The sequence below is a fragment of the Kitasatospora sp. NPDC086791 genome (genome assembly GCF_040685975.1).
GTDB lineage: Bacteria > Actinomycetota > Actinomycetes > Streptomycetales > Streptomycetaceae > Kitasatospora.
Genome location: NZ_JBFBOC010000002.1, coordinates 312,400 through 332,044, shown reverse-complemented (window position 1 = coordinate 332,044; position 19,645 = coordinate 312,400). Strand labels below are relative to the sequence as shown.

Annotated in this window: 15 protein-coding genes; 7 read left to right on the top strand and 8 right to left on the bottom strand. The window is 74.4% G+C overall.

The features are described from left to right. Window positions 1-42 precede the first annotated feature (42 nt). Complete coding sequence (locus tag AB0Q99_RS05400) at window positions 43-1,389, bottom strand: cytochrome P450 (RefSeq protein WP_363568705.1); 1,347 nt, start codon at window positions 1,387-1,389, stop codon at window positions 43-45. Between the two features lie 302 nt (window positions 1,390-1,691). On the opposite strand from AB0Q99_RS05400, the gene AB0Q99_RS05395 reads away from it, so the two are divergent. Further along, window positions 1,692-2,606: a hypothetical protein gene (locus AB0Q99_RS05395; protein ID WP_363568703.1), complete on the top strand. Its 915-nt coding sequence runs from the start codon at window positions 1,692-1,694 to the stop codon at window positions 2,604-2,606. Between the two features lie 276 nt (window positions 2,607-2,882). Here AB0Q99_RS05395 and AB0Q99_RS05390 read toward each other — a convergent pair whose 3' ends face one another. Beyond that, window positions 2,883-3,221, bottom strand: a complete 339-nt coding sequence (locus AB0Q99_RS05390; RefSeq protein ID WP_363568701.1) for a zf-HC2 domain-containing protein — start codon at window positions 3,219-3,221, stop codon at window positions 2,883-2,885. Between the two features lie 55 nt (window positions 3,222-3,276). On the opposite strand from AB0Q99_RS05390, the gene AB0Q99_RS05385 reads away from it, so the two are divergent. The 4 genes from AB0Q99_RS05385 (at window position 3,277) to AB0Q99_RS05370 (ending at window position 7,948) form a co-directional block, all read left to right on the top strand. Further along, window positions 3,277-3,840 (top strand): sigma-70 family RNA polymerase sigma factor, encoded by a 564-nt coding sequence (locus tag AB0Q99_RS05385; protein WP_363568699.1) that lies wholly within the window; start codon window positions 3,277-3,279, stop codon window positions 3,838-3,840. Window positions 3,841-3,986: 146 nt separating this feature from the next. Beyond that, window positions 3,987-5,360: an MFS transporter gene (locus AB0Q99_RS05380; protein WP_363568698.1), complete on the top strand. Its 1,374-nt coding sequence runs from the start codon at window positions 3,987-3,989 to the stop codon at window positions 5,358-5,360. A 172-nt stretch (window positions 5,361-5,532) separates the two neighbouring features. Beyond that, window positions 5,533-6,777 (top strand): cytochrome P450, encoded by a 1,245-nt coding sequence (locus tag AB0Q99_RS05375; RefSeq protein ID WP_363569259.1) that lies wholly within the window; start codon window positions 5,533-5,535, stop codon window positions 6,775-6,777. Between the two features lie 151 nt (window positions 6,778-6,928). Next, window positions 6,929-7,948, top strand: a complete 1,020-nt coding sequence (locus tag AB0Q99_RS05370; RefSeq protein WP_363568696.1) for an isocyanide synthase family protein — start codon at window positions 6,929-6,931, stop codon at window positions 7,946-7,948. A gap of 81 nt (window positions 7,949-8,029) precedes the next feature. Here AB0Q99_RS05370 and AB0Q99_RS05365 read toward each other — a convergent pair whose 3' ends face one another. Genes AB0Q99_RS05365 through AB0Q99_RS05355 form a run of 3 tightly spaced genes read right to left on the bottom strand, consistent with a single transcriptional unit; the run spans window position 8,030 to window position 10,998 of the window. Further along, entirely contained in the window at window positions 8,030-8,830 is an 801-nt protein-coding gene (locus AB0Q99_RS05365; protein ID WP_363568694.1) for an ABC transporter ATP-binding protein, read from the bottom strand. Continuing rightward, window positions 8,827-9,915, bottom strand: a complete 1,089-nt coding sequence (locus AB0Q99_RS05360) for an iron ABC transporter permease (protein ID WP_363568692.1) — start codon at window positions 9,913-9,915, stop codon at window positions 8,827-8,829. Before AB0Q99_RS05360 ends, AB0Q99_RS05365 begins: the two co-directional genes overlap by 4 nt. A gap of 3 nt (window positions 9,916-9,918) precedes the next feature. Beyond that, a complete protein-coding gene (locus tag AB0Q99_RS05355) occupies window positions 9,919-10,998 on the bottom strand; it encodes an ABC transporter substrate-binding protein (protein ID WP_363568690.1) in 1,080 nt (359 codons plus the stop codon). 200 nt (window positions 10,999-11,198) lie between these two features. Here AB0Q99_RS05355 and AB0Q99_RS05350 point away from each other — a divergent pair, with 200 nt between their 5' ends. Continuing rightward, window positions 11,199-12,032, top strand: coding sequence for a helical backbone metal receptor (locus AB0Q99_RS05350; protein WP_363568688.1), 834 nt, complete (start codon window positions 11,199-11,201; stop codon window positions 12,030-12,032). A gap of 70 nt (window positions 12,033-12,102) precedes the next feature. On the opposite strand, the gene AB0Q99_RS05345 is transcribed toward AB0Q99_RS05350, so the two are convergent. From AB0Q99_RS05345 to AB0Q99_RS05335, 3 genes are all read right to left on the bottom strand, one after another. Beyond that, entirely contained in the window at window positions 12,103-14,322 is a 2,220-nt protein-coding gene (locus AB0Q99_RS05345; protein WP_363568686.1) for a hypothetical protein, read from the bottom strand. Between the two features lie 207 nt (window positions 14,323-14,529). Continuing rightward, window positions 14,530-16,134: a lipase maturation factor family protein gene (locus tag AB0Q99_RS05340; RefSeq protein ID WP_363568684.1), complete on the bottom strand. Its 1,605-nt coding sequence runs from the start codon at window positions 16,132-16,134 to the stop codon at window positions 14,530-14,532. A gap of 419 nt (window positions 16,135-16,553) precedes the next feature. Beyond that, a complete protein-coding gene (locus AB0Q99_RS05335; protein WP_363568683.1) occupies window positions 16,554-17,630 on the bottom strand; it encodes a GAF domain-containing protein in 1,077 nt (358 codons plus the stop codon). Between the two features lie 438 nt (window positions 17,631-18,068). Here AB0Q99_RS05335 and AB0Q99_RS05330 point away from each other — a divergent pair, with 438 nt between their 5' ends. Beyond that, entirely contained in the window at window positions 18,069-19,331 is a 1,263-nt protein-coding gene (locus AB0Q99_RS05330) for an acyl-CoA dehydrogenase family protein (protein ID WP_363569258.1), read from the top strand. Window positions 19,332-19,645: the final 314 nt, after the last annotated feature.

The following is a 19,645-nucleotide window of genomic DNA, read 5'->3' as shown; positions in this document are numbered from 1 at the left end:
CGGGTGCAGGGCACGGGCCGTGCCGGATGCCGTGCCGCGGGTTCAGAAGGTGAAGCGCAGCGAGCGGACCCGGTGGTCGAAGCTGGACGGGACGAGGTCCGGCTCGCCGACCGAGCGGGTCCCGGGCAGCCGGGTGAACAGCTCCCGGAACAGCGCCGTCATCTCCTGCCGGGCCAGGTGCGCACCGAGGCAGTAGTGCGGGCCGCCGCCGCCGTAGCCGAGGTGGGGGTTGGGCGTGCGGGTGATGTCGAAGGCGTCCGGGTCGGGGAAGACCGCCTCGTCGCGGTTGGCGGAGCCGTAGAACAGCGCGACCTTCTCGCCCGCGCGCAGCAGTGGGCCGCCGGGGCCGCCGAGCTCGTGGTCGACGGCGACGGTCCGGTGGAACTGGATGATCGGGGTGGCGTGGCGGACCATCTCGTCCACCGCGCCGCCGAGCCGCCCGTCCAGGTCGGCGAGGAGCAGGGCGCGCTGGTCGGGGTGCGCGGTCAGCAGGTGCAGGCCGTGGGCGAGCGCGTTGCGGGTGGTCTCGACCCCGGCGACCAGCAGCAGGGTGAAGAAGGCGCCGAGCTCGCGACCGGTGAGCCGGCGGCCGTCCACGTCTGCGGTGACCAGCGCGGAGATCAGGTCCTCGGTCGGCCGGCGGCGGCGTTCCCGGCCGATTCCGGCCACGATGGCCTGCATCCGGGCGAGCGCCCGCAGTCCGCGCCCGGGCGCCCGGAGCCGGTGGCGCAGCGTGCGGGCGACCCCGATGTCCGCGGAGGTGCGGTTGACCAGGTCGAGGATGGCGCGGCGCGGCTGCTCGGGGATGCCCATCATGGTGCAGATCACCTGGAACGGGAGTTCGGCGGCGACCGCGGTCACGAAGTCCTCCGGCCGCTCCCGCTCGACCCGGTCGACCAGGGCGACGCTGGTGCGGTGGACGTCCTCCTCGACCCGGCCGAGCAGTCGCGGGGTGAACGCCCGCGAGACGATCCGGCGCAGCTGGGCGTGCCGGGGGTCGTCCAGGTTGACCATCGAGTCGCCGAACAGCAGCCGGACCCAGCGCGCCGGGGCGGGGGTGGTGACGCCGGGACCGCTCAGGAAGACGGCGGGGGTACGGCTGGCCTCGACCACGTCGGCGTGGCGGACCAGGGCGTGGAAGCCCCTGCCGGTGGCGCGCTCACCGAAGAACACCGGGGCGGGCAGGCGGCGCAGCTCGGCGAAGGCGGCGGCGCGGGCGGGGGCGGGCAGCTGCCAGAAGCGCGGGTCGGCGAGGTCGGGGGTCCCGGTGGGTCCGGCGGCCGAGTCGCGCTCGGCGAAGGCGTCGGCGTCGGCGTCGGCGTCGGCGTCGGAGTCGGAGTCGGAGTCGGAGTCGGCGAAGGACTCCGTGGCATCCGTCGGGGTCTCCAAGGTCGGACCTCCCTGCTGCTGGGCGACACCACTCCACTGCGCACGGGACGTATCCGTGCGTGCACATCTAGTGAGCACGCGGTGATCGCCTGTCAAACCGCACCGATGGTCGTACGAGCAGTTGTTCGCGTCGGCGCGCACCGGGGAGGACGGTCTCCGACCGGGCCGCCGTCGAACCGTCAGGCGCGCGGCCGGGCGAGCAGCCGGGCGAGCAGCCGGGCGAGCAGCCGGGCATGGTCTCACGGGGCGGAACCGGCCGATACCGGAGGGTGCGGTCCGGGCCGGGCGGGGCGGATGCGACGATGAGTGCCATCGTGATGACCGACCGGATCCGCCTGCTGCGCGCCACGGTCTTCGCCGCGCTGTGCGTGGCGATGGCTGCCGCCGCGCACGTCGCCATGGCCGGGTCCGGGGTCTCGTCGGCGGTGCTGGTCGGCGCGTTCGGGGCGGTGCTGGGGCTGACCTGGCTGCTCGCCGGGCAGCGGCGCGGGCTCGGTGTGATCAGCCTCTGGATGGTCGTCGCACAGACCGTGCTGCACCAGCTGTTCGAACAGGCCGGGGCGCTCGGCCGCGGCGGCGGCGGTCTCGGCCGGTTCGCCACCACGGACTGGACCGCCCTGCTGCTCTGCAACCCGGGCCACGCGCCCGGCGGACTCTCGCCGGTCGAGCTGGCCCGGATGGCGGGCATCGACCCGGACGTCCCCCCGGCCACCGATGGGCTGCGCCCCATGGCCGGGATGCACCACGGGGCCGTGGGGGCGGGCGCCTCCGCCGACGGGGCGGCCACGGGCATGGACCTGGGCCTGCCGGGGATGGCGGGGATGCCCGGCATGTCCCGACCGGTGTCCGGCGGGATGCCCGACGGAACCACCGGCGGCATGACCCATGACATGGCGGGCGGCATGACGCACGGGATGTCCCACGGCATGTCGCCGGGGATGGCCGTCGCCCACGTGCTGGCCGCGCTGGCCTGCGCGCTGCTGCTCTGGCGCGGTGACGCCGCGCTGGTCCGGCTCTTCGAGCTGCTCTCCGCGCTTGGCGCCGTCCTCGCCGGGGCACTGCTGCTCCCGCTGCTGACGCTGTTCGCGCGCCCCTTCGGCTACCGGGCCCCGACCCCGCCCCGGCCCGCTGACGACCGGGCCCGGCCGCCCCGGGCGGTGCTGCTCACGCATGCCGTGGTCCGACGCGGACCGCCGGCCTTCGCCCTCGCCTCCTGACGCGCCCGCCGCTGTTCTCCCCCGGCCCTTCCGGCCGCCGGAACCCCCGCGACGGGCAGGTCGCCCTGCCGTACGGCCGCGCCTTCCGCCGCCGTACCGCCAGGGCGCGGGCCCGCGTCCGCAGCCGCATCCCCGTTCCTGCGGGAGGTCCGGCATGCCGCGCGGCTGCCCCCGGACGCCGACGGCGCCGCACTGACGGTGCCGTCCCCAGCCTTCCCCTCGGGACCTTCCATGCCTGACTACGACGGCGCACCGGCTCCGGCCGGCGCCACCGTCCTACCGCTCCACGCCCTGCGGGCCGCCCGGAGCGCGACCGCCCGACCCTTCCGCCGGCCCGACGGTCTCCGGACCTGCGACCTCCGGACCGACGGCAGCCGGGCCGGCGTCCGAGAGCCCGGCCTCGGAGAGCCCGGCGAGCAGGCGGGCCGACCACTCGGGCGACGGCCCGTCGGCGGCGGACGCCCGGACCCGGCCTCTCAGCCGCTCCGCCCGGTCCAGCCACTCCCGGCAGCCCGTGCAGCGCGCGACGTGCTTGTCCAGCCGGGCCTCCGGCAGACCGCTCGGTTCGCCGTCGAGCCGGGCGGACAGAGCGGTACGGAACTGCGCGCATCTCATATGACCATCGTCTCGCACAGCCGCTGCGACGGGACCGGCCGGGTCGGAGGCCACCGTGGATGACGAACAGCTCACCGCGCTCGCGCTGACCGCCCGCGCCGGTCGGGCCGCGGACGTCGAGGCGTTCGTCCGCGCGACCCAACGCGACGTCTGGCGCTTCGTCGCCCACCTGACCGACGTCCAGTCCGCCGACGACCTCGCGCAGGAGACCTTCCTGCGCGCGCTGCGCAGCCTGCCCTCGTTCGCGGGGCGCTCCTCGGCCCGCACCTGGCTGCTGTCGATCGCCCGGCGCACGGTGATCGACCGGTACCGGATGGCCGCGGCCCGGCCGCGCTGCGCGGCACTGCCGGACTGGCAGGAGGCGGCGGAACGGCAGTGCGGCCTACCGGAGGCCGGGTTCGAGGACGGCGTCGCGCTCGGCGACCTGCTCGACCGGGTGCCCGCCCAGCGCCGGGAGGCCTTCGTGCTGACGCAGGTGGTCGGGCTGAGCTACGCCGAGGCGGCCGAGGTCGCCGGCTGTCCCATCGGCACCGTCCGCTCCCGGGTCGCCCGGGCGCGGGAGGAACTGATAGCGCGCCTGCGGGCGGCGGAGGCCGGCGAACTCGCCACCGCCTGCTGAGCGAGGGCGCGGCGAGCGGCCCCTCGCCCCTCGCCGAAAAATTCCCCCAAGTGTTCGGAACCGGAGCCGTCGCGCCCCCGACTGCTGTACCGGACCCCGCCGTCGAGGCGGCGTCCGGTACGGCCGTACGGGAACGGATGGACTCCATGGCAGCGCAACAGCCCACGACCAGAGCGTCACTGACGACCGATCAGGCGGAGCCCGTCGACCGTTGGAGCCTGGTCGTGGCCGCGGGTCTGCTCTCGTTCGTCGCGATGCTCGACATGAACGTGGTCAACCTCGCGCTCACCGACATCGCGACCGGCCTGAAGGTCTCCCCCGGGGTCGCCCAGTGGGCCGTCCTCGGCTACCAACTCCCGCTCGTCGCACTCCTGCTGCCCGCCGGGCGGTGGCTGGACCAGGTCGGCACGCGGTCCGCGCTGCTGCTCGCGGTCGGGTGCTTCGCCGGCTGCAGCGTGCTGGCGGCCGCCGCCCCCTGGGCGGGCTGGCTGATCGCGGCCCGGCTGCTGCAGGGCGCCTTCGGGGCGGTGCTGTTCGTCCTGATGCCGGTGCTCGCCGCGACGTCCGTCCGGCCCGAACTGCGCGGGCGGGCGATGAGCGTGCCGGCCACCCTCGGCCCGCTCGGCGCCGTGACCGGCCCGGTGATCGGCGGCCTGCTGCTGGACCACCTCGGCTGGCGGGCGATCTTCCTGGTCAAGCTGCCGGTCTGTCTGGCCGCCGTGCTGATCGTGCGCCGGAACGCCCCGCGCCGGGGCGGGCTGCGCCTGCCCGATCGGGGTTCGCTCGGCGACGCCGCCCTGGTCGGCGGCGCGGTGGCCGCCGTCCTGCTCGGGCTCACCCTGGCCCCGGCGGCGCCGCAGTGGCTGCTGCTCACGCTGCCCGCCGCGCCGCTCGTGCTGCTGTGGGTGCGCCGCCCCGGCGGCCGTCCGGTGGCCGAGGTACTGCGGGCCGCCGGCACCGCCGGGGTCAACGCCTCGGTGCTGGCGCTCGCCGCCGGGTTCGCCGCCTGCCACTACCTGCTGGCCCAGCACCTGCGCGGCCCGCGGGGCGAGAGCGCCACGGCCACCGCGCTGACCATGCTGGCGTTCCCGCTCGGCATGGTGCTGGCCGGGCGGGTCGGCGGCCGACTGGCCGATCGCTGGGGCGCCCGCCCGACCGCGCTCGCCGGCGCCGCGCTCACCACCGTCGGCCTGGCCCTGCTCGTCCCGCTGGACAGCGGTTGGTCCGCCCTCGACATCGCCGCCCGGCTCGCTCTGGCCGGTGCCGGGATGGGCCTCAACGGCGGCCCCACCCAAGCCCTGGTGATGACCGCCTCCCCGCCCGGGAAGCTCGCCACCGCCGGTTCCGCCGTCCAACTCGCCCGCAGCCTCGGCTTCGCCCTCGGACCGGCCCTCGCCACCGCCGCCGCACTGGCCGGCGACCGGGCCACCACCGGGACCCGCGCCGGGATCGCCCTGGCCGTCCTGGTCGCGGCGACCGCCGTCCTCCTGCTCGCCCTGCACCGCCGCCCCACGACCTGACAGCCCCGGACCGCACCGAAGGACCACCCGGATGACCGACCCGACCCCTGCCCTGGCCCCTGCCCCGGCCCTGTCCCAGGCCTCTGTTCCAGCCCCTGCCCCCGACCCGGCCGCGGCCGACGACACCCCGCACTGCCCGTACGGGTACGACCGGCTCCCCTCCCCCGTCCCGATGTACGGCCCGGCCTACAAGAGCGACCCGTACCCGCTGTACCGGCGGATGCGCGAGGCCGGTCCGGTGCACCGGGTGGAGTTCCCGAGCGGCATCCATGCCTGGCTGGTCACCGGCCACCAGGCCGCCCACGCGACCCTCAACGACCCGCGCCTCGGCAAGAACCACGCGCTGGGCAACGACAATTGGCGCCGACTCGCGTCGATCATGCCCGAGCCGCAGCACTCCCGGCTCCAGGTCCACCTGCTGCATCAGGACCCGCCCAAGCACACCTCGATGCGCCGGCTCGTCCTGGACGCCTTCGCCCCGCGCCGGGTGGAGTCCCTGCGCCCCCGGCTGCGGGAGCTGGCCGACGCACTGGTGGACGAGCTCCCCGAGACCGGCGGCACCGACCTGGTGGCCGGCTTCGCGGCCCACTACCCCTTCCGGGTGCTCGCCGACGTCATCGGCCTCCCCGCCGAGTTGGCGAACCGCTTCGACCGCGACTGGGGCAAGGTGGTCCAGCCCGTCGGCCCGCAGGACCCGGGCCGTCCGGCGTACGAGGGCCGGCTGCGCGGCCTGCAGACGTACATCGCCGATGTCGTCACCCGCAAGCGCGCCGACTGCCGGGAGCCCGGCTGGACGGAGTCCGAGGACTTGCTCGGCCGGCTCGTCGCCGCCCATGACGCGGGCGGGTTGAGCCGCGAGGAACTGGACTCCATGGTGTTCCAACTGCTGGTCGCCGGCCAGGAGCCGGTCACCAACCAGATCACCACCATGCTGATCACCCTGCTGCGCCACCCCGAGCAGCTCGACCGGCTGCGCGACGGCATCGACGAGCCCGGCCTGCTCGCCCGAGCGGTGGAGGAACTGCTGCGCCACGACGCCGCGTTCGAGCTCACCACCTGGCGGTTCTTCGCCGAGGACAGCGACCTGTTCGGCACCACCGTGCCGGCCGGCGACTCGGTGATCGTCTCGCTCTGCGCCGCCAACCGTGACGACGCCCAGTTCCCCGAGGCCGACCGCCTCGACCTCGACCGCTCCCCCAACGCCCACCTCGCCTTCGGCCACGGCATCCACTACTGCCCCGGCGCCGCCTTGGCCCGGGCCGAACTCCAGGTCGCCATCGGCACCCTGCTCACCCGCCTGCCCGGGCTACGCCCGGCCGAGACCCCCGGGGACGGCCTGGCGGACCTCACCTGGGTCCCCGCCGTCCTGGCGCGCGGGGTCGACCGCCTGCCCGTCGCCTACGACCGCCGCCGCTGACCCGACGCCACTGAACCGGCGCCGCTGACCCGACGCCACCGACCCGGCGGACCCGGCCCGCACCCGGATCCGCCCGGGAAAGACCGGCTCCGCCTGCCCACAGCCCGCAGCCCGCAGCCCGCACCACACCACCATCCGTGGAGGACCCACCATGCCGCCCGCCGGCACCGCCGCCGCTCCGACCCCTGCCACCACAGCCGTTGCCACCACGACCACCGCCGCTCCCGCCGCCGGAGCGGCCACCGAGCCCATCCCACCGGCCGATGCCGGACGCCTGGCCGCCCGCGTCCTCGGTCTCCTGCTACCGCACCGCCGCGCCGCCGACCCGGAGTTCGACGCCCGGCCCGAGCACTTCCCGCTCCAGCTCGCGCAGTTGGCGGACTTCATAGCCGCCGGTGAGCCGATCGTGTTCACCCTGCCCGGCTTCCCCTGCAAGTCGCCGAACCCGGCGAAGGTGCTCGGCCACCTGCCCGACGAGGGCGAACGGCTGTCGCTGACCTTCCTCGACCGGCTCTGCGCCGAGATCGGCCGCCTCCACCCGCCCGGCGCCCGGATCCTGATCTGCTCCGACGGGCACATCTTCGGTGACCTGATCGACGTCCCGGACGACCACATCGACGCCTACTCCGACGAGTTGGCCGCGATGATCGACCGCGAGGGGCTCGGACACCTCGCCACCTTCGACCTGCGGGCCGTCTTCGGCGACCTCCCGTACGACCGGAAGCGCGCCCGGGTGCACGAGCGCTACGCCCCCACCGTCGAGGAGTTGCGCGAGCAGGTGCTGACCGACCAGGAGACCCTGCTGCTCTACCGCGGCATCACCCGGTTCCTCACCGAGGACGCCGTCGGCTTCACCGGCACCCGCTCGGCCCTGCAGCGGGAGTGCCGCCGCCGGGCCTACGGAGTGATCCAACGCAGCAGAGCCTGGGGCGAGTTGATCGCCGAGCACCACCCGCGGGCGGTGCGGCTCTCCATCCACCCGCAGCCGGCCGGGGTGGCGAAGTTCGGCATCCGGCTGCTGGCTGCGGCCGACGTCTGGACCACACCGTGGCACTCCTCCGTACTCCACCGGGCCGACGGCGAATGGGAGTTGCTGCGCAGCGAGGAGGCCGCGCGGCTCGGCCGGCCGGTGCTGCGCGACGGCCGGCCGAGCCACTACGAGGCCCGCTGAGAACAGCCGCCGGGAACGGCCGCCGAGAACAGCCGCGGAGGCGGCCCGGGAAGCCGCGGCCGGACCGCCGCGGCCCCGGAACTACGCCCCCACCGCGGAGACCACCGCAGCGGCCGGGGTGCGGTGGTCGAAGGCGATCAACGGATCACCGGTGAGCGGGTGTTCGACCACCGCCGCCCGGACCCCGAAGACCTCCGCCAGCAGCTCCGGGGTCAGCACCTCACGCGGCGCCCCGGAGGCCACCAGGGCGCCGCGGTGCAGTACGTGCAGCCGGTCGCAGACCGAGGCCGCGGCGTTGAGGTCGTGCAGGGCGACCAGCGTGGTGCGGCGCTGTTCCCGCAGCAGGGCGAGGAGTTCGACCTGGTGCCGGACGTCCAGGTGGTTGGTCGGCTCGTCCAGCACCAGGACGTCCGGCTGCTGGGCGAGCGCGCGGGCCAGCAGCACCCGCTGCCGCTCCCCGCCGGACAGCTGGGCGAAACGGCGGTCGGCGGCGTCCGCCATGCCGACCCGGACCAGCGCCTCGGCGGTGATCCGGTGGTCCTCGGCGTCGTCGGCCGCGAAGGCCCGCTTGTACGGGGTTCGGCCCATCGCGACCACCTCGCCGACGCTCAACTCGAAGTCCCCGCCGCGCTCCTGGGGCAGTGCGCCGATGTGCCGGGCGGACTGCGCGGGCCGCAGCTCCGCGAGGTCCCGCCCGGCCAGCAGCACCCGCCCGGCGCTCGGCCGCAGGTGCCGGTAGACAGTGCGCAGCAGGCTGGACTTGCCGCTCCCGTTGGGCCCCACCAGTCCGGCGATCTCGCCCTCCTCGGCGACCAGGTGGACCCCGGCCACCACCGTCCGCCCGGCCAAGGCGACGCTCAGGTCCTCGACGGCGATCCTCACGTGCGCTCCAGTCGTCGGTCCAGCAGGTAGAGCAGGGTGGGGGCGCCGAGGACGGCGGTGACCACGCCGATCGGCAGTTCCTGGCCGTCCAGGGCGGTGCGGGCCACGGTGTCGACGACGACCAGCAGCAGGGCCCCGGTGAGGGCCGACAGCGGCAGCAGGCGCCGGTGGTCGCCACCAAGAAGCAGCCGGCAGACGTGCGGCACCATCAGGCCGACGAAGCCGATCGCGCCGGACACGGCGACCAGGACGCCGGTGAGCACGCTGGTGACGACGAAGACCTCGCGGCGCAGCCGGCCGACGTCGACGCCGAGCCCGGCCGCCGTCTCGTCGCCCATCAGCATCGCGTTGAGCCCCCGGGCGCGGGCCTGCAGCAGGGCCAGGCCGAGCGCCACGGCGCCGGTGGGGACGAGGAGTTGGGCCCAGACGGTGCCGCCGAGACTGCCCATGAGCCAGAACAGCACGCCCCGGGTCTGCTGCTCGTCGCGGGTCTGCAAGACGAGGTAGCTGGTGACGCCGCCGAGGAACTGGGCGATGCCGATGCCCGCGAGGACCAGGCGCAGCGGGGAGAAGCCGCCGCCGCGCCGGGCCATCAGCCAGACCAGCGAGAACGCGGCGAGCGCGCCGGCGAACGCCGCCAGGGAGACGGTGAGGCCGAGCGCGCTGCCGAAGGAGAGCTGGAGCCCGAAGGTGGTGCCGAGGACGATGGCGGCGACCGCGCCGAGGGAGGCGCCGGAGGAGATGCCGAGCAGGTACGGGTCGGCGAGCGGGTTGCGGACCAGGGCCTGGACGGCGGTGCCGACCAGGCCGAGCCCGGCCCCCACCACGGCCGCCAACAGGGCGCGCGGCACGCGCAGTTGCCAGACGATGAGGTCGCGGGTGCCCGGTTCGACGGCCCGTCCGGTGAGCCGGCGGGCGACCACCGACCAGACCTCGCCCGGCGGGATGTCCACCGAGCCGAGCGAGACGGCCGCGGTCAGCGCGAGCACCAGGGCGACGGCGAGGACGACGGCCAGCGGCCCGGCCCGCAGCGTGCGGGCCGGGCGGCGGGTGTCGACGGCCTCGCCGGAAGAGGCCGAAGTCATCTTCTACCGACCGTTCTTGACGAGGTCGGGGTGGACGGTCGCGGCGATCTGCCGGACGGCGTCGGCGTTGCGCACACCCGCGATGGTGGTCACCTCGGAGCCGAGCCGGACGAAGTGCCCCTCCTGGACGGCCTTCAGGCCCTGGGTCGCCGGGAAGCCCTTCAGGAACGCCTCGGCGTCGTCGAAGGCCTTGCGGGTGGCCTCCTCGCTGCCCCGGTTGCGGACCGCGAGCTGGATCCAGTCCGGGTTCTTGGCGACGACGTCCTCCCAGGAGCCGGGCTTGAAGTCGGCGTCGCAGTCGGCGAACACGTTGCGCGCCCCGGCCTGGGTGATCACGGCGTTGGCGACCTGCCGGCCGCAGACCGCCACCGGCTGCTTGGTGCCGGCGTCGAAGTCGAAGACGAAGTAGCTGGGCCGCTGGGCCTCCGGGACGGCGGCGAGCGCGGTGCGCACGTCACCGACCTGCTTCTCCATCCCGGCCACCAGCTCCTCGGCCCGGGCGGCGGTGCCGGTGACGGCGCCGAGGCGGCGGATGTCGTCCTCGACCCCCGCGAGGTCGGTGCGCGGCGCCTTGGCGGCCTTCGGGGTCCCGGCGCAGGCGGTGGAGAGCAGGTAAACGTGCCGGATCCCGGCCGCCGCGTACTCCTCCTCGCTCGGCCCGGTGGCGCCGCCGCCCATCATCGGCATCGCGCTGAAGGTGTCGACGTAGAGGTCGGCGCCGGAGCCGAGCAGCGCCTCCCTGGGGATCACCTTCTCCCCCAACACCGGTACCTTGCCGCCCTGTTCGGCGATGTCCGCGGGCAGGGTGCCCTTGCCGGGCGGGAACCCGGTACCGATCACGCGGTCGCCGGCGCCGAGGCGCAGCAGCATCTCCAGGCTCGACGCGTTACTGGTGACGATCTTCGTCGGCGCCTTGGCGATGACGGTCTCCTTGCCCGCGCAGTCGGCGACCGTGACGGGATAGGCGCCGGCCTGGGCGGAGGCGGTGACGGAGGCGCCCTGTCCACCCCCGTCACCGCCGCCGCAGGCCGTGGCGAACAGGGCGACGGCGGCCGCGATTCCGCAGACAACGCGAGGGCGCATGACAACTCTCCTGGTCGGTGATCCGTGCTCGGGCCCGTGCTGCGGACCCGGACCAGGTAGTCGGACGAGCCGGGCGGCGGGTTCCCGGGGATTCCCGGGACCAGGTCCACCGGCGCGGACCGGACCGGCGCGGGCGCCCGGACGCCGGGCCGTCGGCATCCGGCATCCGGCATCCGGCATCCGAACCGTAGGCTGACCGGATGGCCGACCCCACCACCCCGCGCGACGATCTCGACCTCCCCGTCCGGCTCGGGCCGCGCCCGCCCCGCCGGGTGGTCTCGCTGGTGCCCTCGCTGACCGAGGCGGTCGCCGCCACCGCGCCCGGGCTGCTGGTCGGCGCCACCGACTGGTGCACCCACCCCGCCGACCTGGCCGTCGCCCGGATCGGCGGCACCAAGAACCCCGACGTCCCGGGCATCGTCGCGCTCGGACCCGACCTCGTCATCGCCAACGACGAGGAGAACCGGCGCGCTGACCTGGACGCGCTTCGGGCAGCCGGCGTCCCCGTCTGGGTCACCGACATCCGCACCCTGGACGACGCCTTCCGCTCCCTGGACCAGCTGCTGACCACCGCCTGCCGACTGCCGCGCCCCGCCTGGCTGGACGAGGCGGAGACGGCCTGGGCGCCGGTCGGGACGGGCCGAGCGGCCCGGGAGCCCGACGGCCCGAGCGCGATGGTGCCGATCTGGCGCCGCCCGTGGATGGTCCTCGGCCGCGACACCTTCGCCGGGGACCTGCTGCGCCGCCTCGGCCTCCGACTCGTCCACGCCGACCACCCCGAGCGCTACCCCGCCATCCCGCTGCCCGAACTGCTCGCCCGCCGAGCGGAGTTGGTGGTGCTGCCGGACGAGCCGTACCGCTTCACCGCCGACGACGGCCCGGAGGCGTTCCCGAACACGCCGGTGGCGCTGGTCAGCGGACGGCACCTGACCTGGTACGGACCGTCCCTCGTCACGGCACCGGCCGTCCTGCGCGAGGCGATCGGCCACCCGTTCGGACCGGGCCGGACCGGCGCCTCGGAGCGTCCGGGCTGACCCGAGCTCCGGGAACGCGCCGGAGCCCGGGACGCACGATCGCGTCCCGGGCCCCGGCGGTGTGTCTCCGTCAGGCGCGCGCCGCAGTGACGGCGGTGCCCAGCGCCTCCTTGATCCGGGGGCCGAGGCGGGCGAAGCCCAGCTCCTTCATGGCCGCCCGCAGCAGCTCCTCGTCGGACCGCACGACACCGTCGCCGTCCACCCACCGCACGACGGCGAGCAGCTCGTCGGCCGAGTAGGCGGTAACGGGGCGACCGGGCGTGAAGTCCGGCTTCGCGGGACGGGCACCGGCCTCGGCGGGAGCCTCCGGCTCGGCAGCGGGAGCCGCTGCCTCGACAGCGGGCTCCTCGACCGGAGCCTCGGCGGGGGCTTCGGGCTCGGACTGGGGCTCCGGCTCGGCTTCGGCGGCGGGTTCCTCCACCTCGACGGCAACGGCCTCGGGCTCGACAGCCGGGACCTCCGCCTCAACGGCCGACTCCTCGGCGACAACCTCGGTGCCGGTCTCGGCCTCGACCTCGGCCACCGGCTCGACCTCAGCCGATTCCTCGGCAGCCACAGCCGCCTCAGCGACGGGCTCCTCGACCTCGACCGCAACGGCCTCGGGCTCGACAGCCAGGGCCTCCGCCTCAACGACCGGCTCCTCGGCGACAACCTCGGTGCCGGTCTCGGTCTCGAGCTCGGCCACCGGCTCGACCTCAGCCGGCTCCTCAGCGGCGACGGTCTCGGCCGCCACCTCGTCGGCGGCCTCGTCAACCTCCGTAGCGGGCTCCTCGGTGACGACGACGGCCTCAGCCGCCTCCGCCTCCGCAGCGGGCTCGGCCGCCTCGACGACCGGCTCCTCCGCGACGACCTCGGTCTCCGTCGCCTCAACCGTGGGCTCGGCCGCAGTCTCAGCGACGGAATCCTCGACCTCGACGGCCGGCTCGGTCTCCTCTGCGGCCTCGGCCAGGGCGGCGGTCGCGGCGGCGACCAGGTCGTCGGCGGCCGGGGAGGGCGCCGGGAGGGAGACCACGGCAGCCGGGGCCTCTTCCTCCGCCGGTACCTCGGCCGCCGCCGGCTCGACGTCGGCAGCGTCCGCCTCGACGTCCGAACCCGACACCGCCTCGGCGACCTCGACCTCGGTCTCAGCCCCGGCCTCAGCCTCAACCTCGGCAACGGCCTCCTCGACCGGAGCCGGAACCGAAACCGGGGTCTCCTCCACCAGCCCGTCCCGCTGCCCACCGGCCAGCGCCTGACGCGCAGCCGCCTCAGCGTCGGCTGCGGCTACTGCGGCCGCAGCCGCGTCGTCGGCCTCCGCCGCCGGCTCCTCGACCGCCGTCTCCTCGGCAGCTTCCTCCTCGGCCAGCCCGTCCCGCTGCCCGCCGGCCAGTGCCTGGCGGGCGGAGTACGCGGCCTCGGCGGCGCGGCGGTCGGCCTTGGCGGCGGCGAGTTCGGCGAGCAGGTCGCCGAGACCGGCCTCCTCCAGGCCGGCCCGCAGGCCCCGGATGGTGGGCAGGCGGTAGAGAGTTCCCTCGTCGGCCGCGAGCCGGTCGACCAGGTCGATCAGCTCGGTGAAGGGCAGCCCGTCCAGGTCGTGGCCGGGCAGCAGGCGGGCGAGGTCGCGCAGGCCGGTGGTGATCGCGTCGAAGGCCTGGGCGGTGCGGTCGACCAGGGCCCCGTCGGCGGGCGCCGTCGGGAGGGTGCCGGCCGGGGCGAGGGCGGCCCAGGCGCGGCGCTCGATCTCGGCGGAGGTGAGGGCCTCGTGCAGGTCCTCGCGGCGGACGCGGCGGTCGGTGGCGAGGGCGGTGGCCTGCTTGCGCAGCGAGCGGCCGCGCAGCCAGGAGAGCTTGACGCCGTTCTCGCGGCGCCAGGCGCTGTCGGCGGTGGCGGCGGCGAGGGCGCCGAGGTCGGCGTCGTACGCGGCGGCGGTGAGGGTGGTGGAGGTGCGGCGCACCCGCTGGAGCATCTCGACCAGGAGCGCGGTCTTGGCGACGGTGTCCGGCTCGTCCAGCTTGGCTTCGGCGGCGAGCGCGGTGACGGCCTCCCAGGTCTGCTGCAGGTCACGGCCGCGCAGCTCGGCGAGCGCGGTGGAGGCGGCGCGGGCGTCCTCCGGGGTGGCGACGGTGTCGACGGCCGCGTACCAGGCGTGGGTGTCGGCGGTGAGGGTGAAGGCTCCGAGTTCGGCGTAGCGGCCGAGGTCTTCGCGGAGGTCGGACTCTGCGGCGGCGTCCTGGGGGTCCTTGACGTCTGCGGCGTCGGCGACGTCCGCCGGGTCGGCTGCGTCGGCGTTGCGCGAGTGAAGCACTGTCATGTGAGGTCCGGTTCTGGGCGACGACGGCGGGGCTGGCGGCGAGGGGGCGGCGGACCGGTTGCGCGGAGGTGCCCCTGGGGTGGGGCGAGGGGGCGCGCGGTCGGGCTGCCGGTTGTGGAGGCCCAGAATACGGGTGCCCGTTCGAGCGTTGCACGCACCCACCGCCCCGACGGGCCGGTGTCGTATGCCATACCGCCCACCTGGCCGCTACTCGGGTGACCCGCCCGGGTGGTCCGGCGCTGGTCCGGACGGGTGATCCGGCCGCCGGACGGTGGACGGGCCCGGGCGCCGGCCGGGCCGCCGAGGCCGCTGCGGCCGCTGCGGCCGCTCCAGCGGGACTTCGCGGACGCCGCGGCGCGGTCGGCCGAGCGGTGGCCGGTACCCGGCCCGGCCGAGGACGGGCAGGTCGACCGGCGCGAGGTACTCGTGCAGCGCGGTGCGGTGCCACCACGCACCGGTCTCCCGGAGTTCGCGCCAATCGGTGAACCGATAGCGGTAGAGGGTCGCCCGGACGTGGGTCGGTGGGGCGTCCGGGAAGGGGTTGTGGCGCAGCAGGCGCAGGGTGGCCGGGTCGCCGGCCAGGAGGCGGGCGACCAGGGGCAGGAACCAGGGGCGGGCGTAGCCGGGCGAGATGCCGGCGAACCACATCAGCCAGTCGAGCCGCAGGTGGTACGGGGCGTACTGGCGCGGCAGGCGGCGCACGTCGCCGGGTTTGCCCTTGAAGCCGTACTCGCGCCAGACCGTCCGTGGGGTGAGGACGGCCTCGTCGGTGCCCTCGATCACGACCTCCTGGCGGACGCGGTTGACGCTGCCGAAGGCGCCGTAGCTGTTGACCAGGTGGAGGCGGTTGAAGGAGCGGTTCATGACCTGGCCGCGGGAGACCATGTTGCGCACCGGCCAGTAGCTGAGGACGAGGACGGCCCCGGTCAGCGCGATCACCAGCGCCTCGTACCAGAGCGGGGTGCCGGGGTAGCCGCGGGCCCGGACGGGCAGGCCGAGGCGCGCGGGTTCGACGGCGGCGAGGGCCAGGGCGACGGTGAGCCAGTTGAGCCAGGCGAAGTTGCCGGAGGCGATCAGCCACAGCTGGGTGGCCACGACGGCGCAGGCGGCGTAGCTCGCGATCGGCTGCGGGAGCAGCAGGCAGAGCGGTACGACGAGTTGGACGGCGTGGTTGGCCGCGACCTCGGCCCGGTGCAACGGGTCGGGCAGGTGGTGGAAGAACCAGCTGAGCGGTCCGGGCATCGGCTGGGTCTCGTGGTGGTAGCGGAGGCAGGTCAGGTCGCGCCAGCAGCTGTCGCCGCGCAGTTTGATCAGTCCGGCGCCGAACTCGACCCGGAGGACCAGCCAGCGCATCAGCCAGAGCACCGGGGCGGGCGGGGCGGTGTCGGCGTTGCCCAGGAAGGCGGCCAGGAAACCGGCTTCGAGCAGCAGGGATTCCCAGCCGAAGGAGTACCAGGTCTGCCCGACGTTGACGATGGAGAGGTAGAGGACCCAGAGCACCGCCCAGAGCAGGATCGAGGCCCACAGCGGGACGGTGTCGCCGAGCCCGGCCGTGACGGCGGCGGCGAGGGCGGCTCCGGTCCAGGCGACGGCGGCGAAGAAGCGGTCGCTGTAGTGGAGGTGGAAGAGGCCGGGCGACTGCCGGAACGGGACGCGGGCGGTGAAGCGGGGCACCGGCAGCATGCCGTCGGTGCCGATGAGGGCGCGGAACTGCGCGGCGGCGGCGAGGAACCCGGTCAGGTAGACGGCGGCGAGCAGGCGTTGGACGAGCAGCCGGCTCAGCCAGTAGTCGGGGGCGGCGAACCAGTCCATGCGGCCCATGCCTACCACCGGCGCACGGCGGGCGGGCCCGGCCGGGACACGGGCGGTGGGCGGTTCACCCGCTCGGCTCGGCGAACTGCGCCGCTCCGCAACGGCCCGGCCGCCGTCCGGGCCCGGACGGCAGCGTGGCGGGGAGCCTCTCCTCGGGGGTGAGAGGCGCCCCGCCACGGCGGTGGGCGGTACGGGTGGAGCGGACGGTACGAGTCGTACGAGACGTACGAGACGTGTGAGTGGTGCGGACGGTGCGAGAAGTGCGGGTGGTGCGGGTCGTGCGAGTGGTGCGGGCCGTACGAGCAACGCGGGTGACACGGGCAACGCCGGTACCACGGGTAATCGGTGTGGTCCGGGTGGAGCGGACGGACGGGGCGGTCCGGGTGGAGCGGACGGACGGGGCGGTCCGGACGGGCGGTTCAGCCCGGCAGGACGAGCCCGGTCCCGCCGGGGATGCCCGGGCGGCCGGTCGCGGTCGCGGTGCCGTTCTGCTGCAGCCGGTCGACCAGCAGCGCGGCCAGCGTGCCGAGCTCCTCCTCCGTCCGGGACTGCGCGGTGACGTCCATGCCGACGGTGAGGACACCGTTGACCTGGCCGGTGCGCGCGGTCCGCAGCGGGGTGCAGGTGAAGCTGAAGATCTGCTGGATGCGCTGGGCCTCGGGGCGGGTCGACTGCACCCGGACGTCGTTGAGGACGGTGGTGCGGCCGGTGCGGTAGGCCTCGGAGACGGCCTGCTGGAGGCCGGACACGCCGAGCTGCGGGTAGGCCTGTCCGATCGAGCCGTACGCCACCGGGGCGCCGAAGGTGTCGGCGTGCTGGGCGTTGGCGTAACGGATCTCCTGGCCGGGGCCGTCGGTGAGCATGATCGGGAACGGGGAGCCGTCGAAGGCGGCGAACATCTCCTGCTGCTGGGCGAGCAGGTTGTCGCGCAGCCGGATCTCGGAGAGCAGCGCCTCGGCGAGGTGCTGGATGTCGCGCAGCCGCTCGCGCCCCCACTGCCGGGGTTCCCGGTCGAGGACGCAGACGGTGCCGATGACGGTGTTGGTGTCGTCGACGAGCGGCGCGCCGAGGTAGGCCCGGACGCCGAGTTCGTCGACGACCGGGTTACCGGCGAACCGGGGGTAGGCGAGGATGTCGTCCAGCGCGAGGGGCGAGCGCTGGGCGACCACATGCGGGCAGAAGCCGTGACTCATCGGCATCTGACGGGTCGGGAGGTCGAAGGCGATGCCGCGATCCGCCCACGAAGCTCCCTCTTCCGCCGCGACCTCGGTCGAGTTTGGCGGAATGTAGAGCCCCCGGAACATCTGGCGTTCGTCGTTGATGAAGTTGACCATCGCGATGGGAGCGCGGGTGATACTGGCTGCCAGGTGCGCGAAGCGGTCGAAGGCCTCGTCCGCGGACGGTTCGTTGAGACCCAGGCTGCGCAGCCTGCGAGTCCGCTCGGACTCCCCGGCGGCACCCGGGAACTGGCCTTGAGTGCTCATCACATCAGTCATGGCGCACATGTAATCAGACATCCGGGCCCTTCGGTGCTACCGGTACCGGTCACCACCCCTTGCTGATGAACAGTCAAAGCCGCATGTGAACGACCGCTCAGCCGGATCGCCAGGAGGGGAAAGATCAATTCCCAGCTCCGACGGGAGCGAAACCCACGGGTAACAGGGGCGAGTCGAATCGCGCCATTCCAAGATCAACTCGGCGTGAGGGGGGTGTCCACATATGACAATGAGCCCTGCCGAAGACACGGACGGTATTCCCCTCCCCCGGGCAACCGAGCCATGGTCCGCATGCACCGATTGCAAGGGAGCGATCGGCCGCCAGCCACACCTCCACACCTCCACACCCCCACGGATTCCCCGGGGAGCGGCCGGAGCGGCATCGACGGCATGAACGGAGGCACGACACCCACTGAAATGAGAGGACCAAGCATGGCCATGGACTACTTCACCGACGAGCGACACGAGAGCCTCCGGGCGGAGGTCCGCGAGTTCGCGGAGAAGGAGGTACGTCCGCAGGTCGCCAGAATGGAGGCCGACCGCGAGGTCGAGTTCGAACTCTCGCGGGAGATCGCCCGCCGGGGCTGGATCGGTGTGACGATCCCCAAGGAGTTCGGCGGTCTGGGGCTCGGTCATCTCGCCAAGACCGTCATCGTGGAGGAACTGGCCCGGGTCAGCGGCGCGATGGGCGCCATGGCGCAGGCCTCCCAGCTCGGTGTCGCCAAGGTCATCCACTTCGGTTCGGACGCCCAGCGGCGCAAGTGGCTGCCGAAGTTCGCCTCGGGCGAGTCCCTGCCGACCATCGCGGTCACCGAGCCGGAGTCGGGGGGCCACGTGCTCGGCATGACCGGCACCGCCCGCCGCGAGGGCGACGAGTACGTGCTGAACGGCCGCAAGTGGTTCGTCGGCAACTCCCACATCGGCGACGTGCACGGCGTGGTCTTCCGCACCGACCAGGGCAGTGGGGGGCTCTCCGCCTTCCTGGTGGAGAGCGACCGCCCCGGCTTCCGCACCGGCACCCTCGGCACCCAGGGCGGCCTGCACGGCTTCAGCTTCGGCGAGCTGATCTTCGAGGACTGCCGCATCCCGGTCGGCAACCGGCTGGGCGAGGAGGGACAGGGACTGGACGTCGCCTACTCCTCCTCCACCCTGTACGGCCGGCTGAACCTGGGCGCCGTCGCGCTCGGCATCCACGTCGCGATCGTCGAGGACGTCGTGCGCTACGCCGAGGAGCGGGTGCTGTACGGCAAGCCGCTCAACCAGCTGAACAGCGTCGCGCTGAAGCTGGGCGAGCTGCAGTCCAAGCTGATGACCGCCAAGCTGGCCGCGTACCACGCCTCGCACCTGCTCGACAACGGCAAGGCCTGCGACGCCGAGCTGATGAACGCCAAGCTCATCAACACCGAGTACGCGATGGACTCGGCGCGCAGCGCGATGGAGATCCTCGCCGCCCGCGGCACGCAGGAGGAGTTCAACATCATCCGCTACCTGCGCGACGCCACCCACATCTACGCCCCGGCCGGCACCTCGGACGTCCAGAAGCTGCGGCTCGGTCAGGTCGCCTCGGGCACCTACGGCAAGCAGTGGTCGGCCGAGCTGTCCGACCTGGCGAGCTGGGCGTGGACCGAGCTGAACCAGCTGGAGGCCGAGGGCGGCGACGAGCAGGACGGCCGGGTGCTGCGGATACCGCTGGCGGGCTGACCCCCGGCACCGGGCCGGGCGGATCGCCCGTACCGGACCGGGGCCGGTCCCCCGCACCGGACGGTGACGATCCTTCGGCCCACGACCCGCTTGACCTGTTCCCGACGGCTCCCCGGGAGGCGCACCCCGCCTCCCGGGGAGCCGTCCGCATGTCGCCGACAAAGGCGCTGACCTGTGGCGTTCCGTCGGCGCACGCGTCACCCCAGAGGACCCGCCGGAGCCATCAGCCGTTCACATATCGTCAGTTGATGTTGCGATGAGGGCACCTGGGACTGATAGGTTTCCTGCCGTCGGCGGCCGTGGCTGCACCCCGC